This is a genomic window from Paraburkholderia sp. GAS348 (assembly GCF_050434205.1).
Lineage (GTDB): Bacteria > Pseudomonadota > Gammaproteobacteria > Burkholderiales > Burkholderiaceae > Paraburkholderia.
In genome coordinates this window covers 488,306-510,111 of the sequence record NZ_JBNPVT010000001.1, presented here as the reverse complement: position 1 = coordinate 510,111, position 21,806 = coordinate 488,306, and the positions used below count along the sequence as shown (strand labels likewise).

21 protein-coding genes are annotated in these 21,806 nt (G+C 57.2%); 18 read left to right on the top strand and 3 right to left on the bottom strand.

Annotated features, from left to right (window positions below; genetic code table 11):
* Positions 1-2: 2 nt before the first annotated feature.
* From P3T22_RS02395 to tssF, 16 genes are all read left to right on the top strand, one after another.
* Positions 3-2,342: a hypothetical protein gene (locus tag P3T22_RS02395; protein WP_429324122.1), complete on the top strand. Its 2,340-nt coding sequence runs from the start codon at positions 3-5 to the stop codon at positions 2,340-2,342.
* Entirely contained in the window at positions 2,339-3,037 is a 699-nt protein-coding gene (locus P3T22_RS02390; RefSeq protein WP_429324121.1) for a hypothetical protein, read from the top strand. The genes P3T22_RS02395 and P3T22_RS02390 overlap by 4 nt, the downstream gene beginning before the upstream one ends.
* Before the next feature lie 367 nt (positions 3,038-3,404).
* Positions 3,405-3,986 carry a hypothetical protein gene (locus tag P3T22_RS02385; RefSeq protein ID WP_429324120.1) on the top strand — a complete coding sequence of 194 codons (582 nt, stop codon included), beginning with the start codon at positions 3,405-3,407 and terminating at the stop codon, positions 3,984-3,986.
* 905 nt (positions 3,987-4,891) lie between these two features.
* Positions 4,892-5,101, top strand: coding sequence for a hypothetical protein (locus P3T22_RS02380; RefSeq protein ID WP_429324119.1), 210 nt, complete (start codon positions 4,892-4,894; stop codon positions 5,099-5,101).
* A gap of 18 nt (positions 5,102-5,119) precedes the next feature.
* Entirely contained in the window at positions 5,120-5,794 is a 675-nt protein-coding gene (locus P3T22_RS02375) for a hypothetical protein (RefSeq protein WP_429324118.1), read from the top strand.
* A 13-nt stretch (positions 5,795-5,807) separates the two neighbouring features.
* Positions 5,808-5,990: a hypothetical protein gene (locus tag P3T22_RS02370; protein WP_429324117.1), complete on the top strand. Its 183-nt coding sequence runs from the start codon at positions 5,808-5,810 to the stop codon at positions 5,988-5,990.
* A complete protein-coding gene (locus P3T22_RS02365; RefSeq protein WP_429324116.1) occupies positions 5,983-7,035 on the top strand; it encodes a hypothetical protein in 1,053 nt (350 codons plus the stop codon). The genes P3T22_RS02370 and P3T22_RS02365 overlap by 8 nt, the downstream gene beginning before the upstream one ends.
* A 367-nt stretch (positions 7,036-7,402) precedes the next feature.
* The gene (locus tag P3T22_RS02360) at positions 7,403-7,984 is read left to right on the top strand and encodes a hypothetical protein (RefSeq protein ID WP_429324115.1); all 582 of its coding nucleotides are present in this window, start codon (positions 7,403-7,405) and stop codon (positions 7,982-7,984) included.
* 268 nt (positions 7,985-8,252) lie between these two features.
* Positions 8,253-8,795 (top strand): hypothetical protein, encoded by a 543-nt coding sequence (locus tag P3T22_RS02355; protein WP_429324114.1) that lies wholly within the window; start codon positions 8,253-8,255, stop codon positions 8,793-8,795.
* 264 nt (positions 8,796-9,059) lie between these two features.
* Positions 9,060-9,755: a hypothetical protein gene (locus P3T22_RS02350; protein WP_429324113.1), complete on the top strand. Its 696-nt coding sequence runs from the start codon at positions 9,060-9,062 to the stop codon at positions 9,753-9,755.
* A gap of 226 nt (positions 9,756-9,981) precedes the next feature.
* The gene (locus P3T22_RS02345; protein WP_429324112.1) at positions 9,982-10,320 is read left to right on the top strand and encodes a hypothetical protein; all 339 of its coding nucleotides are present in this window, start codon (positions 9,982-9,984) and stop codon (positions 10,318-10,320) included.
* A gap of 210 nt (positions 10,321-10,530) precedes the next feature.
* On the top strand, positions 10,531-11,289 hold the full coding sequence (locus P3T22_RS02340) for a hypothetical protein (RefSeq protein ID WP_429324111.1): 759 nt from the start codon (positions 10,531-10,533) through the stop codon (positions 11,287-11,289).
* A gap of 2 nt (positions 11,290-11,291) precedes the next feature.
* Positions 11,292-11,552, top strand: a complete 261-nt coding sequence (locus tag P3T22_RS02335) for a PAAR domain-containing protein (protein WP_429324110.1) — start codon at positions 11,292-11,294, stop codon at positions 11,550-11,552.
* Positions 11,553-11,554: 2 nt separating this feature from the next.
* Positions 11,555-12,901, top strand: a complete 1,347-nt coding sequence (locus P3T22_RS02330) for a hypothetical protein (protein WP_429324109.1) — start codon at positions 11,555-11,557, stop codon at positions 12,899-12,901.
* Positions 12,882-16,565, top strand: coding sequence for an ImcF-related family protein (locus P3T22_RS02325; protein ID WP_429324108.1), 3,684 nt, complete (start codon positions 12,882-12,884; stop codon positions 16,563-16,565). The genes P3T22_RS02330 and P3T22_RS02325 overlap by 20 nt, the downstream gene beginning before the upstream one ends.
* The gene (gene tssF, locus P3T22_RS02320) at positions 16,562-18,352 is read left to right on the top strand and encodes a type VI secretion system baseplate subunit TssF (RefSeq protein ID WP_429324107.1); all 1,791 of its coding nucleotides are present in this window, start codon (positions 16,562-16,564) and stop codon (positions 18,350-18,352) included. Before P3T22_RS02325 ends, tssF begins: the two co-directional genes overlap by 4 nt.
* 31 nt (positions 18,353-18,383) lie before the next feature.
* Here the strand turns inward: tssF and bla are convergent, their stop codons facing one another.
* The 3 genes from bla to P3T22_RS02305 all read right to left on the bottom strand — a co-directional run bounded on the left by bla (position 18,384) and on the right by P3T22_RS02305 (position 20,271).
* Positions 18,384-19,319: a class A beta-lactamase gene (bla, locus tag P3T22_RS02315; protein ID WP_429324106.1), complete on the bottom strand. Its 936-nt coding sequence runs from the start codon at positions 19,317-19,319 to the stop codon at positions 18,384-18,386.
* 161 nt (positions 19,320-19,480) lie between these two features.
* Complete coding sequence (locus tag P3T22_RS02310) at positions 19,481-19,735, bottom strand: hypothetical protein (RefSeq protein WP_063500287.1); 255 nt, start codon at positions 19,733-19,735, stop codon at positions 19,481-19,483.
* A 56-nt stretch (positions 19,736-19,791) separates the two neighbouring features.
* Positions 19,792-20,271, bottom strand: coding sequence for a lecithin retinol acyltransferase family protein (locus tag P3T22_RS02305; protein WP_429324105.1), 480 nt, complete (start codon positions 20,269-20,271; stop codon positions 19,792-19,794).
* A 459-nt stretch (positions 20,272-20,730) separates the two neighbouring features.
* On the opposite strand from P3T22_RS02305, the gene P3T22_RS02300 reads away from it, so the two are divergent.
* Positions 20,731-21,018 (top strand): hypothetical protein, encoded by a 288-nt coding sequence (locus P3T22_RS02300; RefSeq protein ID WP_154562764.1) that lies wholly within the window; start codon positions 20,731-20,733, stop codon positions 21,016-21,018.
* Between the two features lie 5 nt (positions 21,019-21,023).
* Positions 21,024-21,794, top strand: coding sequence for a PP2C family protein-serine/threonine phosphatase (locus tag P3T22_RS02295; protein ID WP_063500289.1), 771 nt, complete (start codon positions 21,024-21,026; stop codon positions 21,792-21,794).
* The last annotated feature ends 12 nt before the right edge of the window (positions 21,795-21,806 follow it).

Genomic DNA, 21,806 nt, shown 5'->3' with positions numbered 1-21,806 from the left:
CGATGATTACCAGCCCACCGTTTTTGCCTCTTGCGGGCATGACATCAAGCGATATCCATTCGACCGATCCGATGATGGACGCTGTCGATCGATTCGAGCTTGCTCACGGAATCTATCCAATTGCGTTCGACCGGCGTTGGCATACTGGCGTGCATCTCTACCCCGCGACGCAAAACGAGAGAGTACGGGCGATTGCCGATGGAGAAGTCGTGGCATATCGGGTGTGTCAGCACCCCATTGATAGCGGCGAAGGCGAACTCGACAGTCACGCTGGTTTTGTACTGCTCAAACATACGACCGAGACGGGAGAAGGCCGCACGCTCACGTTTTATTCGCTATACATGCATTTACTGGCGTTGAGCGAATACAGCGGTGTTGGCGCGAATGGCAACGATCTGCCGGAATTTATGCGTCTGCCTTCGCCTGGCGGCAACTTGAATCCGCCCGCGGCGCCGCCGGCGCAATCAGGCGGCGGCAAAAAGGTATTCCGGAAAGACGTACTTGGACTCCCGGGGTGTTGCCACGGGCAGCGGCATATTCATTTCGAGATCTTTATGCTGCCCGACGATTTCGATCGTTTCTTTGGCGCGACGCAACTCGGAAACATGCAACCCCATACGCCCTCCGGCACGGACTACTGGGGGCATAGCTATTTCATTATTCCGGCGGGTCAAACGTTCGTGCCGCAGCCGCCGGGAACGGTCGATGGCAAGTTGCACGGAATCGCCTTTGATCCGTTGCATGGTGGCCAGAACACCCTGCCTCTGCATGTCGAATCGCATTTCCACAAGGGCAGCAAGTACACGAGCGTATGGAGCGTCGCCGCAGACGGTTCACGAACCCAGCTTATCAAGGACAAGATCGAACCGGAGTACGAATACAAACTGTACGAGCGGGCAATGAAACTCTATCCGGTGTGTCCGAGCGATGGGTATGAACTGCTGCGTTTCGGTCGAATTCTGTCAGGTTCGCCCACTCTTTCCGCCGGTGCCGCTAGAACAACGTGGATACGTACGGCATTCGCAGCGGGCCAGGAGGGCTATATCGACCTCAATAACAACGCGATTGTGAAGCTATCGGATGCGGATTTTCCTTTCCTCGCGAGCTGGCAGAAAGTCGACGAAGGCAGTGGCCCGTTTGCAAGTGACGGGCTATGCGACATTGATCGCTTGAAAGCGATGCTGGGAACTGCGAAGGAACATCAGACCCAGCAGGAGCAAGGCCAGCACGAGGAATATAAAAAGGAAGAAGCACTCGTGCGGTACGTGAAGAACACAGATGGTGTACGTGAGCTGCTCAAGGGGTTTGTCTGTCAGGCGCCGAGCGAATGGGACGGAACAAACAATGAGGCTCGCTACGGAAAGCTGCTTAGTCAGCAGGGCGAGTTCTATTTCGGCGATAGCGCTGGGTATGGGAAGTTCATTGGCCTGTTGAAGCAGTTCCAGTTTTGGGATGCGACACATCTGCAAGAGGGTGCAAAACTTTGGTTCTTCCATCCGCTCGCGTTTATTCGGCATTTCAGGAAGTGCGGATGGTTGAGCTTGCGAGAGCAGATTCAGTTGTTACCGCTGAGATCGATGCCAACTGCTGGCGGTCAAATCTCATGGATTCTAAGCAAAACGCGATTTACCGAAGGGGCTAACAGCGAAGGGGGCAGTGCGCCCCAAGGTCTCGGCTTAGCAATCAATCACATGTTCCGAAAATACGGATTCGGTAGCAGTTTGCGCAAGGCCCACTTTCTCGGGCAAATCTTCAAAGAAACGGGGGCATTACGCTCCACTGTCGAGATTGGCGATACCACATATTTCACAAAAATGTATGAACGCTACACGGCGGAAGACGCGGCTTATGATTTTGACCATAAACATAATTGGCTGGCGAATCTAGGTTTTCTGAAGAATCGTGATCGTCCGACGTATATTGCCCGACGCCCAGGCGAGATTCACGACAAAGCGGCATCCCACGGAAACGTGCAGCCCGGTGATGGTCCGCGCTTCTGCGGACGCGGCCTGATCCACCTCACGTGGCGCAACGCTTACCGAGACTACGGTCTTTACCGTGCCAAGGACTTTACGACAGATCCCAACCCGAAGTTTTTGCAATCCGATGCAGAAGTCGCGGCGGATTCGGCCGGTTATTTTTGGGTCAAGACGCGTATTAACCGGAAAGCGGACCACGGCGCAAGCGACCAGGACGTCCAGACTTGCTTTCGTCTGGTCGGTGGAGCAGGCGGCTTGCTGGAGCGTCAGCATTTATTTCGCTATGCCTATTTCATTCTCGGTGATACACCAAACATGTCCCCGGAAAGAAATCTGGTGCGCCAAACGGAGAATGGCCAATGATTCGTCAAATCACCAGCATGGCATTTGGACTACTCATATACTCGATGGCCTATGCGCAATCGGCAGCTGATGCTGCTCACCACCGCAGTATCGGAACCAATCCTACGGATCCGAAAGTGGAGGATCAATGTGGCATGTCGATGAATACTCTAGATTTGAAAAGTGTTTCGGATCAAACGATTGGGTTCGGCTGCACCGGTTCATATAAATATGGTGAGCAGGCCGTCATGGAAATGGATTTTCAATACGATCCAAACTTCGACCCACGTGGCGGCGACAACATAAGTTTTGTAGTCGAAAATACCGGTATCGACAAGAAGATTGCTGCTGGAGCGGGCAGCGTATTCCGGTTGAAATCCGACGATAACATGCCGACCCTGACACCGGGCTCAGCATACAAAGAATCAAACTGCGGTGACCCCGTCACCAAAACTGACGTAGCGCCCATCCAGGGCAGCAACTGGCACGGGTGGATTGCTGAGGAAACATTCGCCAAAGCGCACGGCAGTTGCAGGCCTGCCAAGGAATACACGTCACGCTACCGCTGCGTTCATGTCATGGTAGGCAACGACAAAATGACGGCCCAATTAGACGGTGTGTGTCTGCTACGGAGGCGTGAACTTAGTCTGGAAAATGGCTTCAGTTATGACCTATTTATGGACATGCTCAAGACGCTTCGTTTCAAGGAACAGTAAGTTGTTCGATGCAACTCGAACCCGAAGCCCTATGCACCATCACCAATGGTATCTATGCGTCGAAACAGATCTTCGGTGGAATCAATGCACTCGTGTAATTCAGCTGGGTTCTACTGGGTTGCCCGACCGTTCCGGGCAGGCATAAATATAAATCGGAAGGCAGATCAGCCGTGGAGCGCCAGCACAATCCACGACGTTAATCGAGGGGTAAATGGCAGTAGGAACGGTGCGGCGGAGCGACAGGCATATTCTGCCTTTGCTGCGCGCCTCCTGCTTGACGTGGTTGACGATCAAAATCCGCAAGTAATCGCGGCGCCGAGCGGTGCTGTTCGTGTTGATTTTAGTGAAATTAAATAGACAATAAATCATGATTAAATTTTCAATAGAAAATTATAAATTTCGCAAGCGCTCGATCTCTAGCATCTGCATCACATTTGTCCTGTTTTTAAACGTCACGATTGCCTCTGGAAATCCGCATAAAAATTTAAACCCAGGTAGCCCTCGTCTGCTCCAGCGCAACGAGATAGGCGCCCATCGCCTTGCTGAAATTGAAAGTAAAATTAAAAATCTTCCGGACTTAGATGTCCATCATCATCGAATATTGAGTATTGTGGAATGGGGAAGTGGCCCAGCGAGAGGCACTGTAGTGGCGGCCAGCGAAGGTGTTAATCGAACCTCGAGCTGCTCCATCTTGGAACAGTTCGGCACGGGAGAGTTCGAAGTAGTAACCGGCGGCCCGTTCTGCCATTTTGTTAAAGGACCGGTAGGCCAAATGACGAATGATTCGGGGCGCGTCGAGTTTTCTGCGTCGATCCGACAATGGTATGACGGCCCACCAACTACGATTACGTTCGAACTCATCTTTAATGCTGATCGCAATATCTTTTGCGACCCCGCGAGTCAATCTGAGAAATTTAGATGCCGTGTTGACACGACGCCATCGAATTGAATGTTTCCCCGTGCGCCGAGCGCCGAGTTACACGTTCCGACAGGAAGGAATCCGAATATGCGAATCAGGACGCTTATGTTTGCGGTGTCTACGCTTATGGTGTGCGGTCACACCTCGGCGTCGCCGAAGGATGTGTCACAAACCATGCAAGCCAATGAATTGGCGGCGAAATGTGGCCTCACACTTGCATTTCCAGCCCAACTGCTCGCTCACGGTCCGGGAAAGTTAGGAACGTGCGTTAGATCATACGACGAGACCGGCAGCACTGTACTTTCCCTCGCCCCGATAGATTCAGATGTCCGCGATTCAAATTGGATGGATAGGATCCCAATGCTCCATATTCAAGACGCGGCCTATGATTTTGATCACAAAAATAATTGGCTGGAGAATCTCGGCACTTCGCCTGACCATAGTCAAGTTTATCAGTTGGCTCATCAATGTGGTCGTCAAGGGCTATAGAGATCGGCAAAAGTTCGCAATGCTATTTGGTCGTGAACTACTGGATACGGTTAATCACGTATCGAAGGGAGTATTGCGGTATCCGCCGTTATCACATGTTTCCAATCTCGTACTCTGCCGGTCCTTCCCTCAGGCGATTGCCCCGTTCTCTCGAAGTGTCACGATCAACTGTGCGCCGCAAGTTCCTTACGCAAGCGCGAACTTAGCCTGGAAAGTGGCTTTAGCTACGACCTATTTATGGACATGCTCAAGACGCTTCGTTTCAAGGAAAAGTAACTTGTTCGATGCAACTCGAACCCGAACTCTTTCGCACTACCACCAATGGTATCTATCCATGAGTAATCCACGTCCGTTTGAAGCCGCTGATAGCGGGGGCGCGTACTGGGCGGCCTGGCGCGCCCGAACCCGCCGACCAAGCCCCGGTAATACGCCGCGAGACGAAACCGGTGGGAAACACACTCAAGGCTTACTACAGTTGCGAGTCATTCGGGCTAGTCGCGGCGACAGTGAATGTGGGTTTCGCAGCCACCTCCTTCTCATACATCAATGGCCTTCAGGCGCGATTTCAGGCCCATACCAAGGCGCTGGTCGAGCTGGCGGACGTTGTCCAGTTTCCGGACGCCCACGATACGCTCAAACTCATCCCCGACTGGTAACACACGGAGAAAATCTGAATGAAGAACCTGACTACCGCTCGCTTCATGACAGGCATCGTTGTGTCATTAGCTATCGGCGCCGTTGCAGCACGGGACACGCCTCCCGTTTTTGAAAGAAGTGCCTCAACAACTTCCTCGGAATATGCTGTGGGAACCTGCAGATTTCGAATTGAGAACATGTTCGGCGGTACTTTTTATGTTTCACCAAAAAGCTCTCCATCACAGGGTATATACGACATCCCCGATACAGGCCCGAACGCATCCCCCGTACTGAATGGCGGGTTCAGTTTAATTTGTGTGGAGGCAAACGATAAGCAAATAGGTGCTTCGTTGGGGGCCAAATTAGTCAACGGCCAATGGCTGCGATACGACCCATGGACTGATGGTTCTGAATTAACGCCTTTCGAGAAATCGGCAAATGTCAAAACTGTGCCGCTAAATGGAAGAAACTGGATAGGGACAGGAATTACCGTCGATGACACCACAGGCGACGAGGAACGTCGAGGCCGTTTTTTCAGTTTCTGCCTGGTTCACAGAATGCATGCTTTGTGTGGAACAACGCCTGTCGAATGGCTGGCAAATCACAAGGTCAACCAACTGTGGAAGGTTAGAGCGATCCTCGAGTCTGTTGAGTTTGTTGACCCCACGGCACCGGCTGGTGCCGCATCAGGCGCGGCAAGCTTTGGCAAATAGAACGAGAACAGAGATGAATAACCCCATTCGAATAAGCGACCAGCTAGAAAGCGATGGCGACGCAAGTCAGGTCGAGAATAATTTTATGAGATCGGCCATCGAAATTCCGCCAGCTATTATTGCTTTTAGCCTAATGACTTTCGGCAAGTCAGCTTACGCTGATAGTTCACCCAAGGATGCCTTCTCATATGCATGACGCGAACAAGCGTATCACTGCCGGTCTGGCTGCGGCACGATTCTTCACAATTGTTATGACAAGAGCGTGGCAGACATCAGTTCGAAAGCAGACGCGGTGTTGGAAAAGCTTGCTATCAGGCACTCCCCTGTCTGATCAGAATTGGCAAAAAAATACTCTGATGGGACGTCGGATCTTACGAATCGTATTGCCAATCTCGTCGACTCCCAGCCGGGTCCTTCTGGGCGATCCAGTTAAGCCAAGAATTCAAAACCAACTGATGACTACATGCACCATTGGTCAATTTCTGCTCGTCGCACTGGCTTTGATTTCATGCAGCAGTTCTTATGCGGAGACTTCGGCTATAGACAACATCCCTAAGCAGTCCACGACCCGACTCTCGAAAGTCGGCATTCATTCCCGCAAGCAATCTGAAGTCGATTCAGATCTCCTTGCTACCATCGGAACCAATCCAACGAATCCGGAAGTGGAGGAACAATGCGGCATGTCGATGCGCACTCCAGACCTGAAACGTGTCGATGAACAAGCCATTAGGTTCGGATGTTCCGGTTCATATAAAAGCGGTGGTTACACCGTCATAAATATGGATTTCCAGTACGACCGGAACTTCGAACTCAGCGGCGGCGCTCGCATAAACTTCGTAGTAGAAGGCGTCGGTATCGAGAAAAAGACTGCTGCAGAAGAGGATAGCGTGTTCCGCTTGAAACCCGGCGATAACTTGCCGACCCTGACACCGGGCTCAGCATACCAAGAATCCAACTGCGGTGACCCGGTCACCAAAACTGACGTAACGCCCATCCAGGGCAGCAACTGGCACGGTTGGATTGCTGAGGAAACATTCGCCAAAGCGCGCGGCAGTTGCAGGCCTGCCAAGGAATACACATCACGCTACCGCTGTGTTCATGTCATGGTAGGCAACGACAAAATGACGGCCCAATTAGATGGTGTGTGTCTGCTACGGAAGCGTGAACTTAGTCTGGAAAATGGCTTCAGTTATGACTTATTTATGGACATGCTCAAGACGCTTCGTTTCAAGGAACAATAACTTCTTCGATGCAACTCGAACCCGAAGCCCTATGCGCTATCACCAATGGCGTCTATGCGTCGAAGCAGATATTCGGTGGAATCAATGTACGCGTGCAATTTAGCTGGATTCTACTTGGTTGCCCGCCCGTTCCAGGCAGGGGTAAATATAAATCGGAAGGCAGGTCAGCCGTGGAGTGCCAGCACGATCCACGACGTCAATCGCGGGATAAATGGCGGTGGGAACGGTGCAGCGGAGCGACATGCATATTCTGCCTTTGCTGCGCGCCTCCTGCTTGACGTGGTTGACAATCAAAATCCGCAAGTAATCACGGCGCCGAGCGGTGCTGTTCGTGTTGATCTTACCTAAATTGAATAGATAACAAAACATGAATAAATCTTCATCAGAAAGTAATAAAATTCACAAGCGCTTGATCTCTGGCATTTGCACCACATTTGTTATTTTTTCAAATTCTGCAGTTGCTTCTGGCAATCCGCATGATAATTTAGATCCAAGTAGCCCTCGTCTGCTCCAGCGCAACGAGATGGGCGCCCATCGCCTTGCGGAGATTGAAAGCAAGATAAAAGAATTCCCAAACTTCGATGTTGATCATCATCGAATATTAAGTATTGTTGAGTGGGGAGCCGGATCAACGAGAGGCACCGTAATTGTGGCAAGTGAGGGGGTTGGAAAATCTTCGGGTTGCTCAGTCTATGAAAATGTTGGAACCGGGAATTTTGAGTTTGTAACTGGCGGCCCGTTCTGCCATTTTACTAAACGACCGGTTGGTCGAATGACGAAAGACTCCGGGAGTGTAAAGTTTGATGCTTCAATCCGGCAATGGTACGACGGCTTTCCAACTCCAATTACGTTCGAACTCATCTTTGATGCTGATCGCAATATCTTTTGCGACCCCGCGAGTCAATCTGAGAAATTTAGATGCCGTGTTGACACAGTGCCTTCGAAATGAATTTTTTCCCGCCCGCCAAGCGGCCATCGTCTTATCTAAAGATTAAGAATTTCAAACAATGGTTACATCTTAGTTTGTCTCGCAGACTATTACTGACTGCATGGGTTGGTGTACATCGCCAAATCGCATTGGCGCACTTGTATGTATGCTCCCAATCGATTAACAGACAACCGGAACTCACCGCTACCCATCACTCAGCAGTGACGACTTGAGACTAGAGGGCAAATCCATCGCCAAGTTACACGTTCTGACAGGAAGGAATCTGAATATGCGAATTAAGCTGCTTATGTTTGTGGCGTCTACAATTATGGCGTGCGGTTGCGCCTCAGCCTCGTCGAAGGAAGTCCTACAAACTACGCAATCCGCAGAGTTCTCTGAGAAATGCGGCATCACGCTTGCACTTCCAGCGGATTTATTCTCTATCGGTCAGGGAACACTAGGAACATGCGTTGGATCGTACGACACGGTCGGAGGCACTGTGCTATCCCTCGCCCCTATCGATTCAAGTCTCCACGATCCAAGTTGGATGGATAGGATCCCAACGCTCCATATTCGACGCGCGAGTATTAACGCAGCCATCCAAAAGAACGAAGAAGCAATTTTTCATGGCTCACCAACCAGAAAGACAGTCATAGCAGCAAGCGCTCCAATGGAATGCAATCTAACGGCAAAGACAACAGTAGAAAAAATTTATGATGAAAACTGGCACGGGTGGCTTGCGGAAGATATTTACAAAACCCAAAAAAATATGCATCCACCCCGGACTACTGCAAGCGATATTCTGAAGCTAACCGCTGCATACGAATGGTGATTGGGAATTCAAAATTCAGCGTCACGATGTCGCAGAATTGTCTCACCAGGGAGCCAGAGAATTTTGATTTAGATATAGGTTTAAGTTATGGCATTTTTTTGCAAATTGTCAAGACCATCCGTTTTATCGATCAATAGTGAGCAGCAACGCCGGATAACTATTTCGTGGGCAAATTTTCAAATAAATTGGGGCGGTATGCTCGATACTCGAAATTTTCGATACTATCTATTCACAGAAAACTCGCACGCCAAAAGAAAGTGTCCCATGATTCGTGCCATCTTTGTAGCACTCGAACTGCTCTTGTGTTCAATAGCCTGCGCGCAATCGGCAACTGACAATGCTCGTCTCCACAGCATCGGAACGAATCCTACGGGTCCGAAAGTGGAGGATCAATGTGGCATGTCGATGAATACTCCATATTTGAAAAGTGTTTCGGATCAAACGATTGGGTTCGGCTGCACCGGTTCATATAAAAGCGGTGACCAGGCCGTCATGGAAATGGATTTTCAATACGATCCAAACTTCGACACACGTGGCGGCGATAACATAAGTTTTGCAGTCGATGGAGTTGGTATCGATAAAGCGATCTCGTCTGCGAGTGGCAGCGTATTCAGTCTGAAACCCGGCGACAAGTTGCCGACACTGAACCCAGGCTTTTCATTCAAACGATCCAACTGCGGTGACCCGGTCACCAAAACTGACGTAGCGCCCATCCAGGGCAGCAACTGGCACGGTTGGATTGCTGAGGAAACATTCGCCAAAGCGCGCGGCAGTTGCAGGCCTGCCAAGGAATACACATCACGCTACCGCTGTGTTCATGTCATGGTAGGCAACGACAAAATGACAGCCCAATTAGATGGTGTGTGTCTGCTAGGGAAGCGTGAACTTAGTCTGGAAAATGGCTTCAGCTATGACCTATTTATGGACATGCTCAAGACGCTTCGTTTCAAGGAACAGTAACTGGTTCGATGCAACTCGAGCGCAAAATCTTGCACGTCATCCGTAATGTAGTAAAAAACATCAGAAGTGCGAATATTGGTCAAATTAAGATTCTTCTCATGCTTGTCTCATAGACGTTAGCTCACCGCGGCAGGTAACCTCAGTAAGTCGAATCGCACGGGTCGTGCACATTCCAACATGTGCACGACCCGTGCCACCCAAAAAGAAAGGGGACTTCACTGCCGCCATGCGAACCATCAATAATGTCCTGCAGCAACCGGATGCGAGGTTCACCCAACACCGGGGTTTCTCAATCGCTACGCTTGACTCGTCACCGTTACGCCGGTCGACATTTACGCTCGACGAGCATGCCGCGATCCCGTCGTTGCCGGACCTGCTCGACCCAGTAACCAATCCCGCGCGCGCCGTCAATGGCGTGGTGATGCCAACACGCCGACGTGAGCGCAGTGAAGAGCTCCACGCTGGCGGCAGGCGAGGGATCTCCCTGTGCGCACATAAGCTCGGACTGAAGATTTTCGCAACCAAGGGCAAGGTCGAGATTCAGGCGGTCGCGCTAAGACGATGATTACCAGCCCGCCGTTTTTGCCTCTTGCGGGCACAGCTTCAAGCGATATCCATTCGACCGATCCGATGACGGACGCTGTCGATCGACTCGAGCTTGCGCACGGAATCTATACGACCGCGCTTGTCATGCTGACGGATGGGATTCGGTTTCCCGGTGCAAACGGGGCGCTGAAAGAACTCCCTGACTGGTAACGTGGAACGGATTATCCAGATGAAAAAACTGATCCTTTGTCCCTGCGTAGCAGGCATGGCAGCCGCACAATACTTGAGTACTGCCGCAGCGCAGGACTTCGCTCAGCCTTTGACCGGGTGGACATCGACGACGACAGAACATGTCGTCGGTTCATGTCGGTTCAGCATCGCGAACATGTTCGATGGGCATTTCGAAGCTTTCGACGGGAGTTCTCCTGTACAAGGCGGATATCTGCTCCCAATGACCGGACCAAAAGCCTTTCTAACAGACGGGTTCGGCATATTCTGTGTAGACGCCAGCGAGGAACGAATTACTAGCGCCCTGAACGCAAGATATGTAGCAGGCAAATGGCTGAGGCACGGACCGGTCAACGGCCCCGAATTCATTCAATTCGAGAAGCAGGCGAATGCTCGAACGGTCCCAATGAAGAGAGCAAACTGGACCCGGATGGCATACACCGACGATGACACAACCGGTGACGAGCGGCAACGGACTCGCGTTTTCCACTTCTGCCTGATCCACAAAGCCCACGCGTTGTGTGGGAACACTCCGGTTAAATGGTTGGCGGATCGCAAGACTCGCAGCGATCTTGATCGGATCAAGGCGATCCTGGAGCCTGTCGAGTTTGTCGACACCCCGACACCGGTTGATGCCAATGCTATTTCCGGCGTAACAACTTTCTTCGACAGACAAAACAATCGAGATGATGAAAATAGAACACAGGGAATACCGATTCAGCATCAGATATTTCATGAGTCAACTTTTGGTCGGAGCTAAGCATGCGATCTCCCATCCGCAAAGGCGACAAACTTGAAAATGGCGGCGAGGTGACAACAGCCTCGTCAGAAATGATGTTTATGGACCGACTCCTCGCGTGCCAAGGTGACGAGGCGCTCTGTACGCTACATGGAAAGACGACGATTGCCGAGGGCAACGCGTCGTTTCCCGGCAAGAGCGGCAAGCCGGTCGCGATGCACTACCACCGCTGCGCGTGTGGCTGCCGGCTGCTGTCGTCGCTGCAAAACGTGAATAGCGCCTGACGATGCCGGTCGATCTGTCGCCAGCGGGCCTGCCACGTGCCTACCCGACGAACAAACCGCGCCTCGTACCGTGGCTCATTGGCTGGGTGCTGTGCTGGGCGATTGGCGCTGCCGTCGCGCTGCTCCTGTGGCCGGTGAGCACGCCCGCGCGCGGCGCGTGGTTCTTGTTCTGCGTGGTAGGCCTACCCAACGGCCTGTTCTTTCTCGTGCTAGGTATTTCCCGCGCCGGATACGAAGCACTCTGGTTCCGCGCACATTACTGGAACATGCATCGCTGCAAATGGCTCAATAGCCGTGTGCGATATGCGCAGCAACCGCTCCAGATACTCGGTGTGGGGTATTGCCTGCCGCTTGATGATAAGGGTCTTTCGGAGGCGCTCGCCGCGACGACGACGTTAATGAAAGCGCAAGCGCCGCGCAACGGCCTCGGAAAGATTGTGCATAGCCGGTTTGCCGATGCTGATTCGCTGTGCGCGGAACCGGCCGACACTGCGCCGCTGTCGGTGGATAAAGAGGCCATGACAGACGCTACCGGACAGGACCCAATAGAGACGCCAGTCCTCACTCGCGAAGCGGTTCCGCCCATCGTGCGCATGCTTGCCCAGACCCTCGATACGCTCGCTCCAAGCCTCAATACCTTATCGCAGTACGGCGCGATATATGCACCTGCCGTCCGCGTGCTCGCATCCGCGGAGTCAGCCGACATTCGCGTGCATCAAGTCCGTCACGCGCTGCAGATCGCCGACTTGCCAGCCTTCGAATGTATGCCAATACCGGCCAGCGATGGCCTGCTCGTGGCCGACGCCTGGCTCGACGCAGCCGAGAAACGCCCACTGCTGGTGATAGCTGCGGAATGGCACGACGCGCTGCCCTCCGTCGGCAGCACCGAAGGCGCGATCGCTGTACTGCTCGGCCCTGGCATCTTCGTGTTGCCCGAGCCGGTCAAGGTCATGGCAACCCTGCACCGGCCTGTCGCGGGCGAACTGGATACGCTCACCGATCTACTCGCGAACGCTGTGCTGTGGGGCAATGCCGAAGCCCCCACCGTCAATCCCGCGTGGATCAGCGGCTTGGAAGACTCGCATGAAACAGCCTTGCTGGCCGCGCTCGGCAAGGCAAAGCTGACGGGTGTCACCAAGCTGGAAACACAGCGCCGCCCCGACGGCCTCATCGGCCACGCAGGCGCGGCAGGCGGCTGGCTGTCGATTGCCGCCGCCGTCGAATCGGCAACGGCTGGCCCGCACCTGATCCTTCACAGCCCTAAGCACACGCAAACCGCGCAGGCCGCGATCCTTTACGTGAACCCCGCAACGAACTCCGCTTCGCCGCATGACGAATCCAACGAATAACATCAAGACACTTGCATTGGGCGACGAGCCCGCCGGCGCACCGGGCAGCCTGGCCATCTGGGGGCTGATCCTGCTCGCCGTCGTGCTTGCCGTGCTTGCGCTTGGGCTGGTCTGGCTCAAGGGCGATCTGCTCGATTTCACAACGCTTGACGCCAGGAAAACCGCATCGCTCTGGATCCTTACGGTACTCGTTGTGGTCGTGATCCTGCATCTGGTCGCGCTGGGACTAGGCGCGTACAGCATGGTGAGCCGACTGTTTCTCCGGGAGACCGGGAATCAGTCAAACGCCGTCGAGCCGATCCCTGCACTGAAGCGCGACGCACGTCTGCAATACCTGTCCGAGGAACTGCGCACCTCGCATGGCTGGTTCTGGCGTTACCGGATGCCGTGGCTGCTGGTGAGCGGCGCCGACACATTGATCGAGACGGTCGCGCCCGGCCTGAAACAGGCTGGCGTGATGCATATCGCCGATGCGTTCCTCGTGCATGCGGCCCCCGACGGCATCGAGGCCGCGCTGTGGCGCAAACAGGTCCGGCAGTTACGACGCAGGCGTCCAGTAGATGGCGTGGTCCAGGTCGAACAGGTCGATGACACCATCCGGCCAGACGCCGAACTGCCGCGCTCGCTCGCAGGGATCGCGACGGATCTTGGCTGGGCCGCGCCCATCACACTCCTGCATGCCGTGCCGGCGACCGGAAAGCAGCCCGAGAAATTCCAGGCCATCGGCGCATTGACATCGGGCTCGCTCCGGCGCGCAGATAAAGCTTCGCCCCACGAACTAAAAGACAAACTCACCGCGCTCGAACAGCAGACGGGAACGATCGGCGTGCGCCTGTGCGGCAAGTCAAGGCGCACGCCGTACCTTGCGGAGGTATCGGAGTACATCGGTGACCAACACGAGCGCATTATGACGGGCTGGGACGCACTGATCGCCTCGAAATGGCTCCGCGCCCCGTTCGCAGGCGTGATGTTCGCGCCAGTATTCAAGGTGATCCAGCCGATTGCGACACCGGTCGTCACGCCCGCCGTAGCTGCCTCGACCCAGGCCACTTCGACCGGCACGACCGCCCTCAACGGCATGACGCTGCGCGCACAGCCGGCCTCGCTACTGCCCACCTGGCAGGAGATCGCCCGCGACGTGCGCCGCCTGAGCGGCAAACGCGTCGGCTTCTACTGGCCCAACGCATTAGCCGCACTTATCATGGCACTGGCAATCGGCTGGTGCGTGGCGATGACGATCTCGGCTATCGGCAACCGGCATCTGATCCACGACGCACAGGCGGCGTCTAGCGCAGCGCTCGCAGCCGCACCCGGCACACCGGCAGCGCTGCGGGCGCAACTCGCGCTGCAACATCAGATCGACATGTTCGAGTATCGCCAGCAGCACGGTGCACCGTGGTACCTGCGCGCAGGCCTGAACCGCAACGACGACATCCTCGATGCGCTGTGGCAGCCGTACCGGACAGTTGCCACCCGCAACCTGCAGCGCCCGGTCGCGCAGTCACTTAAAGCATCCCTAACTAATCTCGCTGAAGTGCGCGCCGATGCGCTGCAGAGCCACGACGCGCAGCGTCATGGCTATAACGCGCTCAAGGCGTACCTGATGCTGGCCGAACCGCGCCGCACAGACCCGGCATTCCTGACAAACCAGATCGCCAGCACATGGTCTGCACCCGCCGCCATGTCGACCGGAGAGTGGCTCGACACGTCGCAGCGTCTCGCCAGCTTCTACGCCGACCACCTGAAGGCGCATCCGGAATGGCGCATCGATGCGTCGTCCCCGATCGTGACCGCCGCGCGCAATACGCTCTCGAATCAGGTCGGTCTCGCGAACGCTGACGACACGGTTTATCAGCACATCCTCGACGATGCGAAGGGCAAGTACACGGACGCATCGCTCACCACGCTGCTAAACGGCACGGACGCACGCGGGCTCTTCGCGACTACGCGGACCGTGCCAGGCATCTACACCCGCGCGGCGTGGGACGGCGTGATCGCCGAGGCGATCGGGAAGGCGGCGAGCGAACGGCATGTGGATGGCGACTGGGTGCTGTCCAACGCCCCAAAGGAAGTCATCCAGGAGGATAGCGGCCCGGCGCAATCCGCACGCGCGTCCAGCGCGCAAGGTGCCATGACGACATCGCCTGCGGCTGCAGACGCGGACGCGGACGCGTTTGCAGTCGACAACAAGCGCTCGATCGACGATCTCAAGGCGCGCTTAACCGCCCGCTACTTTGCCGAATACACCGCCGCATGGCAGGGCATGCTCAACAGCGTCCAGTGGCAACCCGCAGCAAATCTGAACGGGGCGATCGACCAGCTCACGCGCCTCGCGGACGCGCAAACCTCGCCACTGATCGCGCTCATGAAGTCCGTGCAATACCAGGCGCAGGCGGGCCGCGCGTCACCGGCCCTGACCGATACGCTGGTACGCAAGGCCCAGAGCCTGATCCCCCAAGGGGACTTCCTGCGGGGCGTTGGCAGCGAAGACAAAACCCGGCAGCCTGCAATCAACCCGCTCGACAAGCCATTCGGCCCGCTACTTGCCCTGATGGGCGACACCGGCGGGGGCGCTGGCAACAATGAGAATGCGGCAAACGCCCCGGCGGTACTCAACGGCGTGAGCCTCGCGCATTTCCTGACAGTCGCGACCACGATGCGTCTGAAGCTCCAGCAAATCGCGGCCAGTCCCGATGCACAGGCGATGGCCGGCTCGCTCGCACAGGCCGTGTTTCAGGGCAAGCTCTCGGAACTCGCACAGGCACGCGACGACGCGGCGCTCACGGCCGCAAGCCTCGGCACCGCGTGGGCGGGCTTCGGCGACGCACTGTTCGCTCGCCCTCTCGATACCGGGTGGCAGACGATCCTGCAACCCGCGGCGGCAAGCCTGAACGAAGCATGGCGCGCGAGCGTCGCCACACCGTTCGGGAGCGCATTCAACGGCCGCTATCCGTTTTTCGATACGAATGCCGACGCTTCCTTTGCGGAACTGGGGCGCTACGTGCGTCCGGACACCGGCCTGATCGCCCGCTTTATCACGACGCAGCTTGCCGGTGTCCTCAAGCCACAGGGCGATCAATGGGTGCCGAATGGCCTGGCGCCACAAGCGCTGCAGTTCGACCCGAAGTTCCTCACGGCCATCCGGCAACTGTCAACGCTTGGCACGCAGTTGTATTCGCAAGGCGACGCAGCCTATCGATTCGAGATCATGGCACTGCCGTCGGTTAACGTGACGCGCACGGAACTCTCCGTCGACGGCAAGCCGCTCGCCTACTTCAACCAGCAGGAATCGTGGACGGCGCTTACATGGCCCGGCAACGGCCTGAACGGGCGGGCGGCCCTGATGTGGCAGATGGTCAACGCCGGCCTGCAGCAGGCGTTCGACGCAACAGGCGACTGGGCTTTCCTGCGACTGCTGTCGATGGCCGAGATCAAGCCGCTCGACAGCACCCGATACGAGCTGACGTGGAACCAGCCGGATGCCGCGCCGTTGCGCTACGTGCTGCGCACGCAGGTTGGCGCCGAGCCTCTCGATCTGCTCAAGCTACGCGGCTTCAGGATGCCCGAGCGGATTTTTTTCACGCAGGGATTTCCTTCGGGCGTTGCCGGCAAGGCAGGATCGGTGCCGGCGCTTCCTCCCTTGCCGCCGGAGATGATGCAATGAGTGACGAAGACAATCCGCATCTGAAATACTACGAAGCGGAGATGCGCTATCTTCGCGACGCGAGCAAGGCGTTCGCTGCCGCGCACCCCGATGCCGCGCTCAGGCTAGGCCTGACGGGCCTGGGTCCGCGGGAAGACAGCACGGAGCAGCTATATCAGGGCTTTGCGTTCCTGATGGCGCGGCTGCGCATGAAGCTCGACGACGCGCTACCTGAAATCACCGACCCGCTGATCGACCACCTGTGGCCGCATGCCGGCCGCACGATTCCGTCGCTGGCGATTCTCGAATGCGTGCCGCGTTCGGGCGAAGCGCGCGTGCTCGGTACGCTGCCTCCGGGCGTTCAAGTGCGCTCAAGTCCGGTCGGCCCCGAGGGCACGGTATGCGCGTACCGCACCACCCAGCCGGTTCGCCTGCAGCCGCTCAAGCTGCGCGAGGCTGGCCCGGCGGTGCGTGCCGACGGCCGCACGGTGATCCGTATCGCGTTTGATCTGCTGAATTTCGATCAGCGCTCACTCGATGATCTGGCGCGCATCCGCCTGTACCTGCACGGCGACCAGCCCACTGCCTCCGCGTTATATGCGGCGTTCACGCGCCAGGTGGATACGATCGGCGTGCGCCTGCCGACCCTCCATGACGGGCGCCTGCAGCCACAGCCTCACATGACGGTCGAGGCGGCCGGCTTCGGCCCCGGGACGCGGCTCTGGCCGTCCGACCACGAGCGGCGCAACCGGGAATTGGATCGCGAGCAGACGATGCTCGAGTACTTCACGTTCCCCGAGAAATTCCGCTTTGTGGACCTGTGCGGATTCGATGCGGCAAGCGTGCCTCCCGGCGAAACACGTATCGAATTCGAGATCGTACTGAATGAGCGGCTCGCTGGTGATGTCACGTTCAGCGCGCACCATATCCGGCTCTTCTGCACACCTGTCATCAACCTGTTCGAAACCGATGCGCAGCCACTGCAACCTGACGCGCACGAGCGCGACTACCTGGTGCGCGCACCGGCCGCCGACAGCGCTCACATCGAGGCCTACGATGTACTGTCGGTATCGGCCACCGACCCGGACAGTGTGGAGGAGCGCGCCTACCGGCCTTTCAAGACCTTCCAGCATCGCGGCGGCATGCTGCGCCACGAGGCATCCGAGCGGTATTTCCATACGTCCCTGGGCTTTGGCGTGACGGGTCGCCGAGAGATGTGGATCACGCTGGGCGGCCATGTATGGGACGAATCCGGCAGCCTGCCCGATACCCACGTGAAGGTGCGCGTGCTGGCGAACAACGGCTCGCTGCCGCGCATGGCGCTGCGCGAGTCGACCATCAGCACGCTCGCCTCGAACGCCGGCGGCGTAGGCAGCGTGCGCAACCTGACGCAACCCACGCTGCCGCTCTACCCGCCGCGGGACAGGCAGTACCGTTGGCAGGTCATTTCGCATTTCTCCAGCCGCGAGTTCGACGTGCTGGACAAGGACGTGCTGCGCGGTGTGCTCGCGCTGTACGACTGGACCGGGCGCGACGACAACGCGAAGCGCATCGCGGCGATCCGGCACGTATGGATCGAGCAGCGGAGCGTCATCCGGAAGGGGGGCATGCTGCGGGAGTTCGCCATTCACGTGGAGATCGATCCAGCGGGCTTCGCCGGCTCAGGCGACGTGGTGCTCTTTGGCGATGTACTGAGTCACTTCGTGGGGCGCTACGCCAGTTATCACTATTCGGTACGGCTCGTGCTGGTTGTGAACGGCAAGGAGACAGCGTATCCCGCCACCGAATTCACAGGATCGGGGATGTGACAGGAGCGAAATATGTGGCGTTGCGATTGATTCAAAGGAGACCGGCCACCAACGCGCCAACACTCGCAATCGCCGCATTGCAGCGCGCCGCATCGCCGCTCGTTTCGGTAAGGTAGACCGTCACGAGAATCGGCCCGCGTCCCGGCGGCCAAAGGATCGCGACGTCGTTTGCCGTGCCGTGATCGCCCGTGCCGGTTTTATCGCCGACGCCCCAATCCTTCGGCAGCTTCGCGCGAATCCGTTCGCCGCCGGTCTGATTGGCGGCAAGCCAGGCCAACAGTTGCGCACGCGACGACGAAGACAAGCGCTCGCCCAGCAGCAACTCACGCAGATTGCCGAGCATTGCGTTGGGCGTGGTGGTGTCGCGCGAATCGCCGGGTGTCGCTTCGTTCAGCGTCGGCTCGTTACGGTCCAGACGCGTGATGCCATCGCCGATACTGCGCGCGAACGCGGTCAAAGCGGAGGGACCGCCAAAGCTCGCCAGCAACAGATTGGCCGCGGTGTTGTCGCTGAGCGTAATGGCCGCCTTGCACAAGTCGGCGACGCTCATCCCCGCATCCCCGGTGCGTTCGCGGGTGTGCTGGCTGGTGGCCGGCGAGTACGGCACAAGATCGCTTTTCGAAAACACGATGCGCCGTTCCAGGTCCTCTTGTCCGTGATCCACGCGAGTCAGCACAAAACCCGCTGCCAGTAGTTTGAATGTGCTGCACATCGGAAAACGCTCGTCCGTCCGCAAACCGGCATGCAATCCGGAGGTCGTGTCGACGATCGAAACGCCGAGCCGTCCGCCGCTTTCCACTTCGATCTGCGCGAGCCGCTGACGGATGGCGTCCGCTTTGGCCACGCCGCCTCCTTGCTTTGTGGTGCCCACTTTCAACACTTTCCCGAACGCGCCGCCACTCCCAACCGCAACGCCAGCTATCGAAACGCCGAACATCGCGCCCGCGAATTTCCGTCTTGTGATCATCCCTGCTCCTTATGTGAAGCCGCAACTATCGGGCTTCCGGCGCCCGCTGGCAAACGATGATAAGTTAGTCGCGTTCATTTCGAGCGCGGCGCGCGTGAAGCTCAGATGTCGCTATCCGCCCCCACGGATCTCGCCAACGAAGCGGCCTCGTCCACACCAAGCTAGCAAACTGCCGCACGGCAATGGCCGTTCATGGCGGGCCGCTCGGCTTGCGGCGGGAACACGTTCCACGAGCCGTCGTCATGACGGAAGAAGAAGATCGACAGCAGGCCGCCTGGCCGAAGTGCTTCCACGCAGACGTAGCGCCGATGCTGCGACGCGCTGTGGCAAAACCGCACGACGCGAGCGGGCATGGACGGTGTCGGCGCGAGCCATTTATCGACGGCCCAGTGCAAGGTCTTTTCTGCGGTAACCATGATGCGCTCCTTGAATTCCTGAATTCCTCAACTCGTTCCCGCTCGTTCCCGCCGGCTTACGCGAGCTGGGCGGCAACGTGGCCATTCTTCGCGGCGCTTTCGACAAACGCCTTCACCAGACACACCAGCGCGTGCATGCCGGCGCGGGGATGCCTTAAGCAGCAATGCACCTGTTCGCTGCGGCTCTCGCCAAGCAGGCACCACGAACAGAAGTGCTCGCAGTTATTCGTCAGCAGGCGGTAATGGTTTTCGCCGAGACGGGAGCGCGCGCGGCGCACGGCTTCATCGCCGACGTAGCGGGCGCTCGGCGTCGGGCGGATCGTCAATGGATGACCAGCGGCGAAGCGAGTTAATTCCACCTCTTCCACCGGACCGCGGTGCGCCGAACTCGCGAAGCCCGCGTAATGAACCACGCGGCCATTGCCGACGTAAATGCCGTGATGTTGGTAGCCGCTCCGTTGCGTGACGAGATGCGCGCCGATCGGCAGGTCGATGCTCGACGCTTCGCTGCTCGTCGAAAGAGGGTTCGTGTTCATGGCTGGCCTCGCTTCAATATCCAACACTGTTGCGAGATCATTTGCATCATCCGGGCCATGTGCCGGAAAGCCTTTATTTAAAGGGCTGGCAGAAATTGCGAGGCGTTTTGAGCACAGCATGTGTCAGTTATGAGCCGACAGAAATCAAGCCGATGTGTTGGCCTGCATCGACCATTTGGGGCGCCGGTGGGCCGGCCTCACGCGTATCCGCGAACGTCCGGGAGTCTGCCCAATGTGTTGGGTCCCGCACCGGTGCACGCACCCGGATGTTGGCTGCATCCCGACCTCTGCACCGCGGCAGGAACAGACGCTGCCTGCACAAGCGCCCGGAATCGCCGCCCAATCAATGCGTTACGAGAAAGCGTGCGCACGAGCCACGAATTGGCATGGCACTTGCACCATCACGTCTAATTCCTTTTCAACCGCGCGCCCGACGCACGCGGCCAACCGGAGAACGACATGGCTTCCATCACTGTGAACGACCTCTCGCTCAACCTCGCGCTCGATCGTAAAGCGATGACGGCGATCCGCGGCGGCGGCGGTGCGCCGTGGGTGTATGGCTGGATTCAGCCTTACGTGCGGGAAACGCCGAGCATTGGTCCGGTTGTGAACCTGTACGACATTTCGAACAACTTCTATGCTAACCAGATGATCAACACGTTCCAGTCGGTGGATGTGCGCAACACCGGCGCGAACTCGAACATCAACGTCTCCCCGGACGCACGCAGCAGAAACGATACGGTGTAGCCCTTGTGACCTGTCCGAGCCAATTTCGATGGACGTCGTCCGCGCGTTCCGACGCCGGACGCGTCCGTGAAATCAACGAAGATGCCTGCCTCGACCAGCCCGAATCCGGGCGCTGGGCCGTCGCCGATGGCATGGGCGGTCATGCGGTCGGCGATCTGGCGAGCCGCGTGGTGATCGATGCGCTGAGCCGGCTAGCGCCGCCGCTCGCCATGAAAACCGGCATCGCCGACGCGCGGGCACGGCTGCAAACGGCCAACCGCCAACTGCGGGACGAAGCCGCGCGCCGCCAGGTGCAACGGATCGGCAGCACAGTCATCGTGCTGCTCGCGTGCGACCGCTTCTGCGGCTATCTATGGGCCGGCGACAGCCGCCTCTATCTGGTTCGCGACGGGCAATTGCGCCAACTCACGCGCGATCATAGTCAGGTGGAAGAACTCAAGGCGCTCGGTGTCATTACCGACGAAGAGGCGCGGCATCATCCGGCTCAGCACATGATCACCCGTGCGGTCGGCGCGACGGATGTGCTCGAACTCGACGACGATGCCATTGAAGTCGCGGACGGCGACGTCTTCCTGCTATGCAGCGATGGGCTGAGCAACGAAGTCAGCGATGCGGAAATACTGGCAGTGCTGACCTCGGTGGCGTGTGAGCGCGCGTCCGACGAACTGGTCGAACTGGCCATTGCGCACGGCGGACGTGACAATGTCACTGCGATAGTCGTGCAAGCCGAAGATCTGCATGCATCGGACAAAACCCTGCTGAACCCCGCGTCTTGAAAGTACAGACTT

Bases quoted from the DNA above. Each gene is read 5' to 3' on its own strand.
- P3T22_RS02395 (WP_429324122.1), top strand. From the start codon at position 3: ATGATTACCAGCCCACCGTTTTTGCCTCTTGCGGGCATGACATCAAGC.
- tssF (WP_429324107.1), top strand. From the start codon at position 16,562: ATGAGTGACGAAGACAATCCGCATCTGAAATACTACGAAGCGGAGATG.
- P3T22_RS02345 (WP_429324112.1), top strand. From the start codon at position 9,982: ATGCGAACCATCAATAATGTCCTGCAGCAACCGGATGCGAGGTTCACC.
- P3T22_RS02325 (WP_429324108.1), top strand. From the start codon at position 12,882: ATGACGAATCCAACGAATAACATCAAGACACTTGCATTGGGCGACGAG.
- P3T22_RS02385 (WP_429324120.1), top strand. From the start codon at position 3,405: ATGATTAAATTTTCAATAGAAAATTATAAATTTCGCAAGCGCTCGATC.
- P3T22_RS02330 (WP_429324109.1), top strand. From the start codon at position 11,555: ATGCCGGTCGATCTGTCGCCAGCGGGCCTGCCACGTGCCTACCCGACG.
- P3T22_RS02350 (WP_429324113.1), top strand. From the start codon at position 9,060: ATGATTCGTGCCATCTTTGTAGCACTCGAACTGCTCTTGTGTTCAATA.
- P3T22_RS02310 (WP_063500287.1), bottom strand. From the start codon at position 19,735: ATGGTTACCGCAGAAAAGACCTTGCACTGGGCCGTCGATAAATGGCTC.
- P3T22_RS02375 (WP_429324118.1), top strand. From the start codon at position 5,120: ATGAAGAACCTGACTACCGCTCGCTTCATGACAGGCATCGTTGTGTCA.
- P3T22_RS02390 (WP_429324121.1), top strand. From the start codon at position 2,339: ATGATTCGTCAAATCACCAGCATGGCATTTGGACTACTCATATACTCG.
- P3T22_RS02360 (WP_429324115.1), top strand. From the start codon at position 7,403: ATGAATAAATCTTCATCAGAAAGTAATAAAATTCACAAGCGCTTGATC.
- P3T22_RS02305 (WP_429324105.1), bottom strand. From the start codon at position 20,271: ATGAACACGAACCCTCTTTCGACGAGCAGCGAAGCGTCGAGCATCGAC.
- P3T22_RS02370 (WP_429324117.1), top strand. From the start codon at position 5,808: ATGAATAACCCCATTCGAATAAGCGACCAGCTAGAAAGCGATGGCGAC.
- bla (WP_429324106.1), bottom strand. From the start codon at position 19,319: ATGATCACAAGACGGAAATTCGCGGGCGCGATGTTCGGCGTTTCGATA.
- P3T22_RS02335 (WP_429324110.1), top strand. From the start codon at position 11,292: ATGCGATCTCCCATCCGCAAAGGCGACAAACTTGAAAATGGCGGCGAG.
- P3T22_RS02340 (WP_429324111.1), top strand. From the start codon at position 10,531: ATGAAAAAACTGATCCTTTGTCCCTGCGTAGCAGGCATGGCAGCCGCA.
- P3T22_RS02300 (WP_154562764.1), top strand. From the start codon at position 20,731: ATGGCTTCCATCACTGTGAACGACCTCTCGCTCAACCTCGCGCTCGAT.
- P3T22_RS02365 (WP_429324116.1), top strand. From the start codon at position 5,983: ATGCATGACGCGAACAAGCGTATCACTGCCGGTCTGGCTGCGGCACGA.
- P3T22_RS02355 (WP_429324114.1), top strand. From the start codon at position 8,253: ATGCGAATTAAGCTGCTTATGTTTGTGGCGTCTACAATTATGGCGTGC.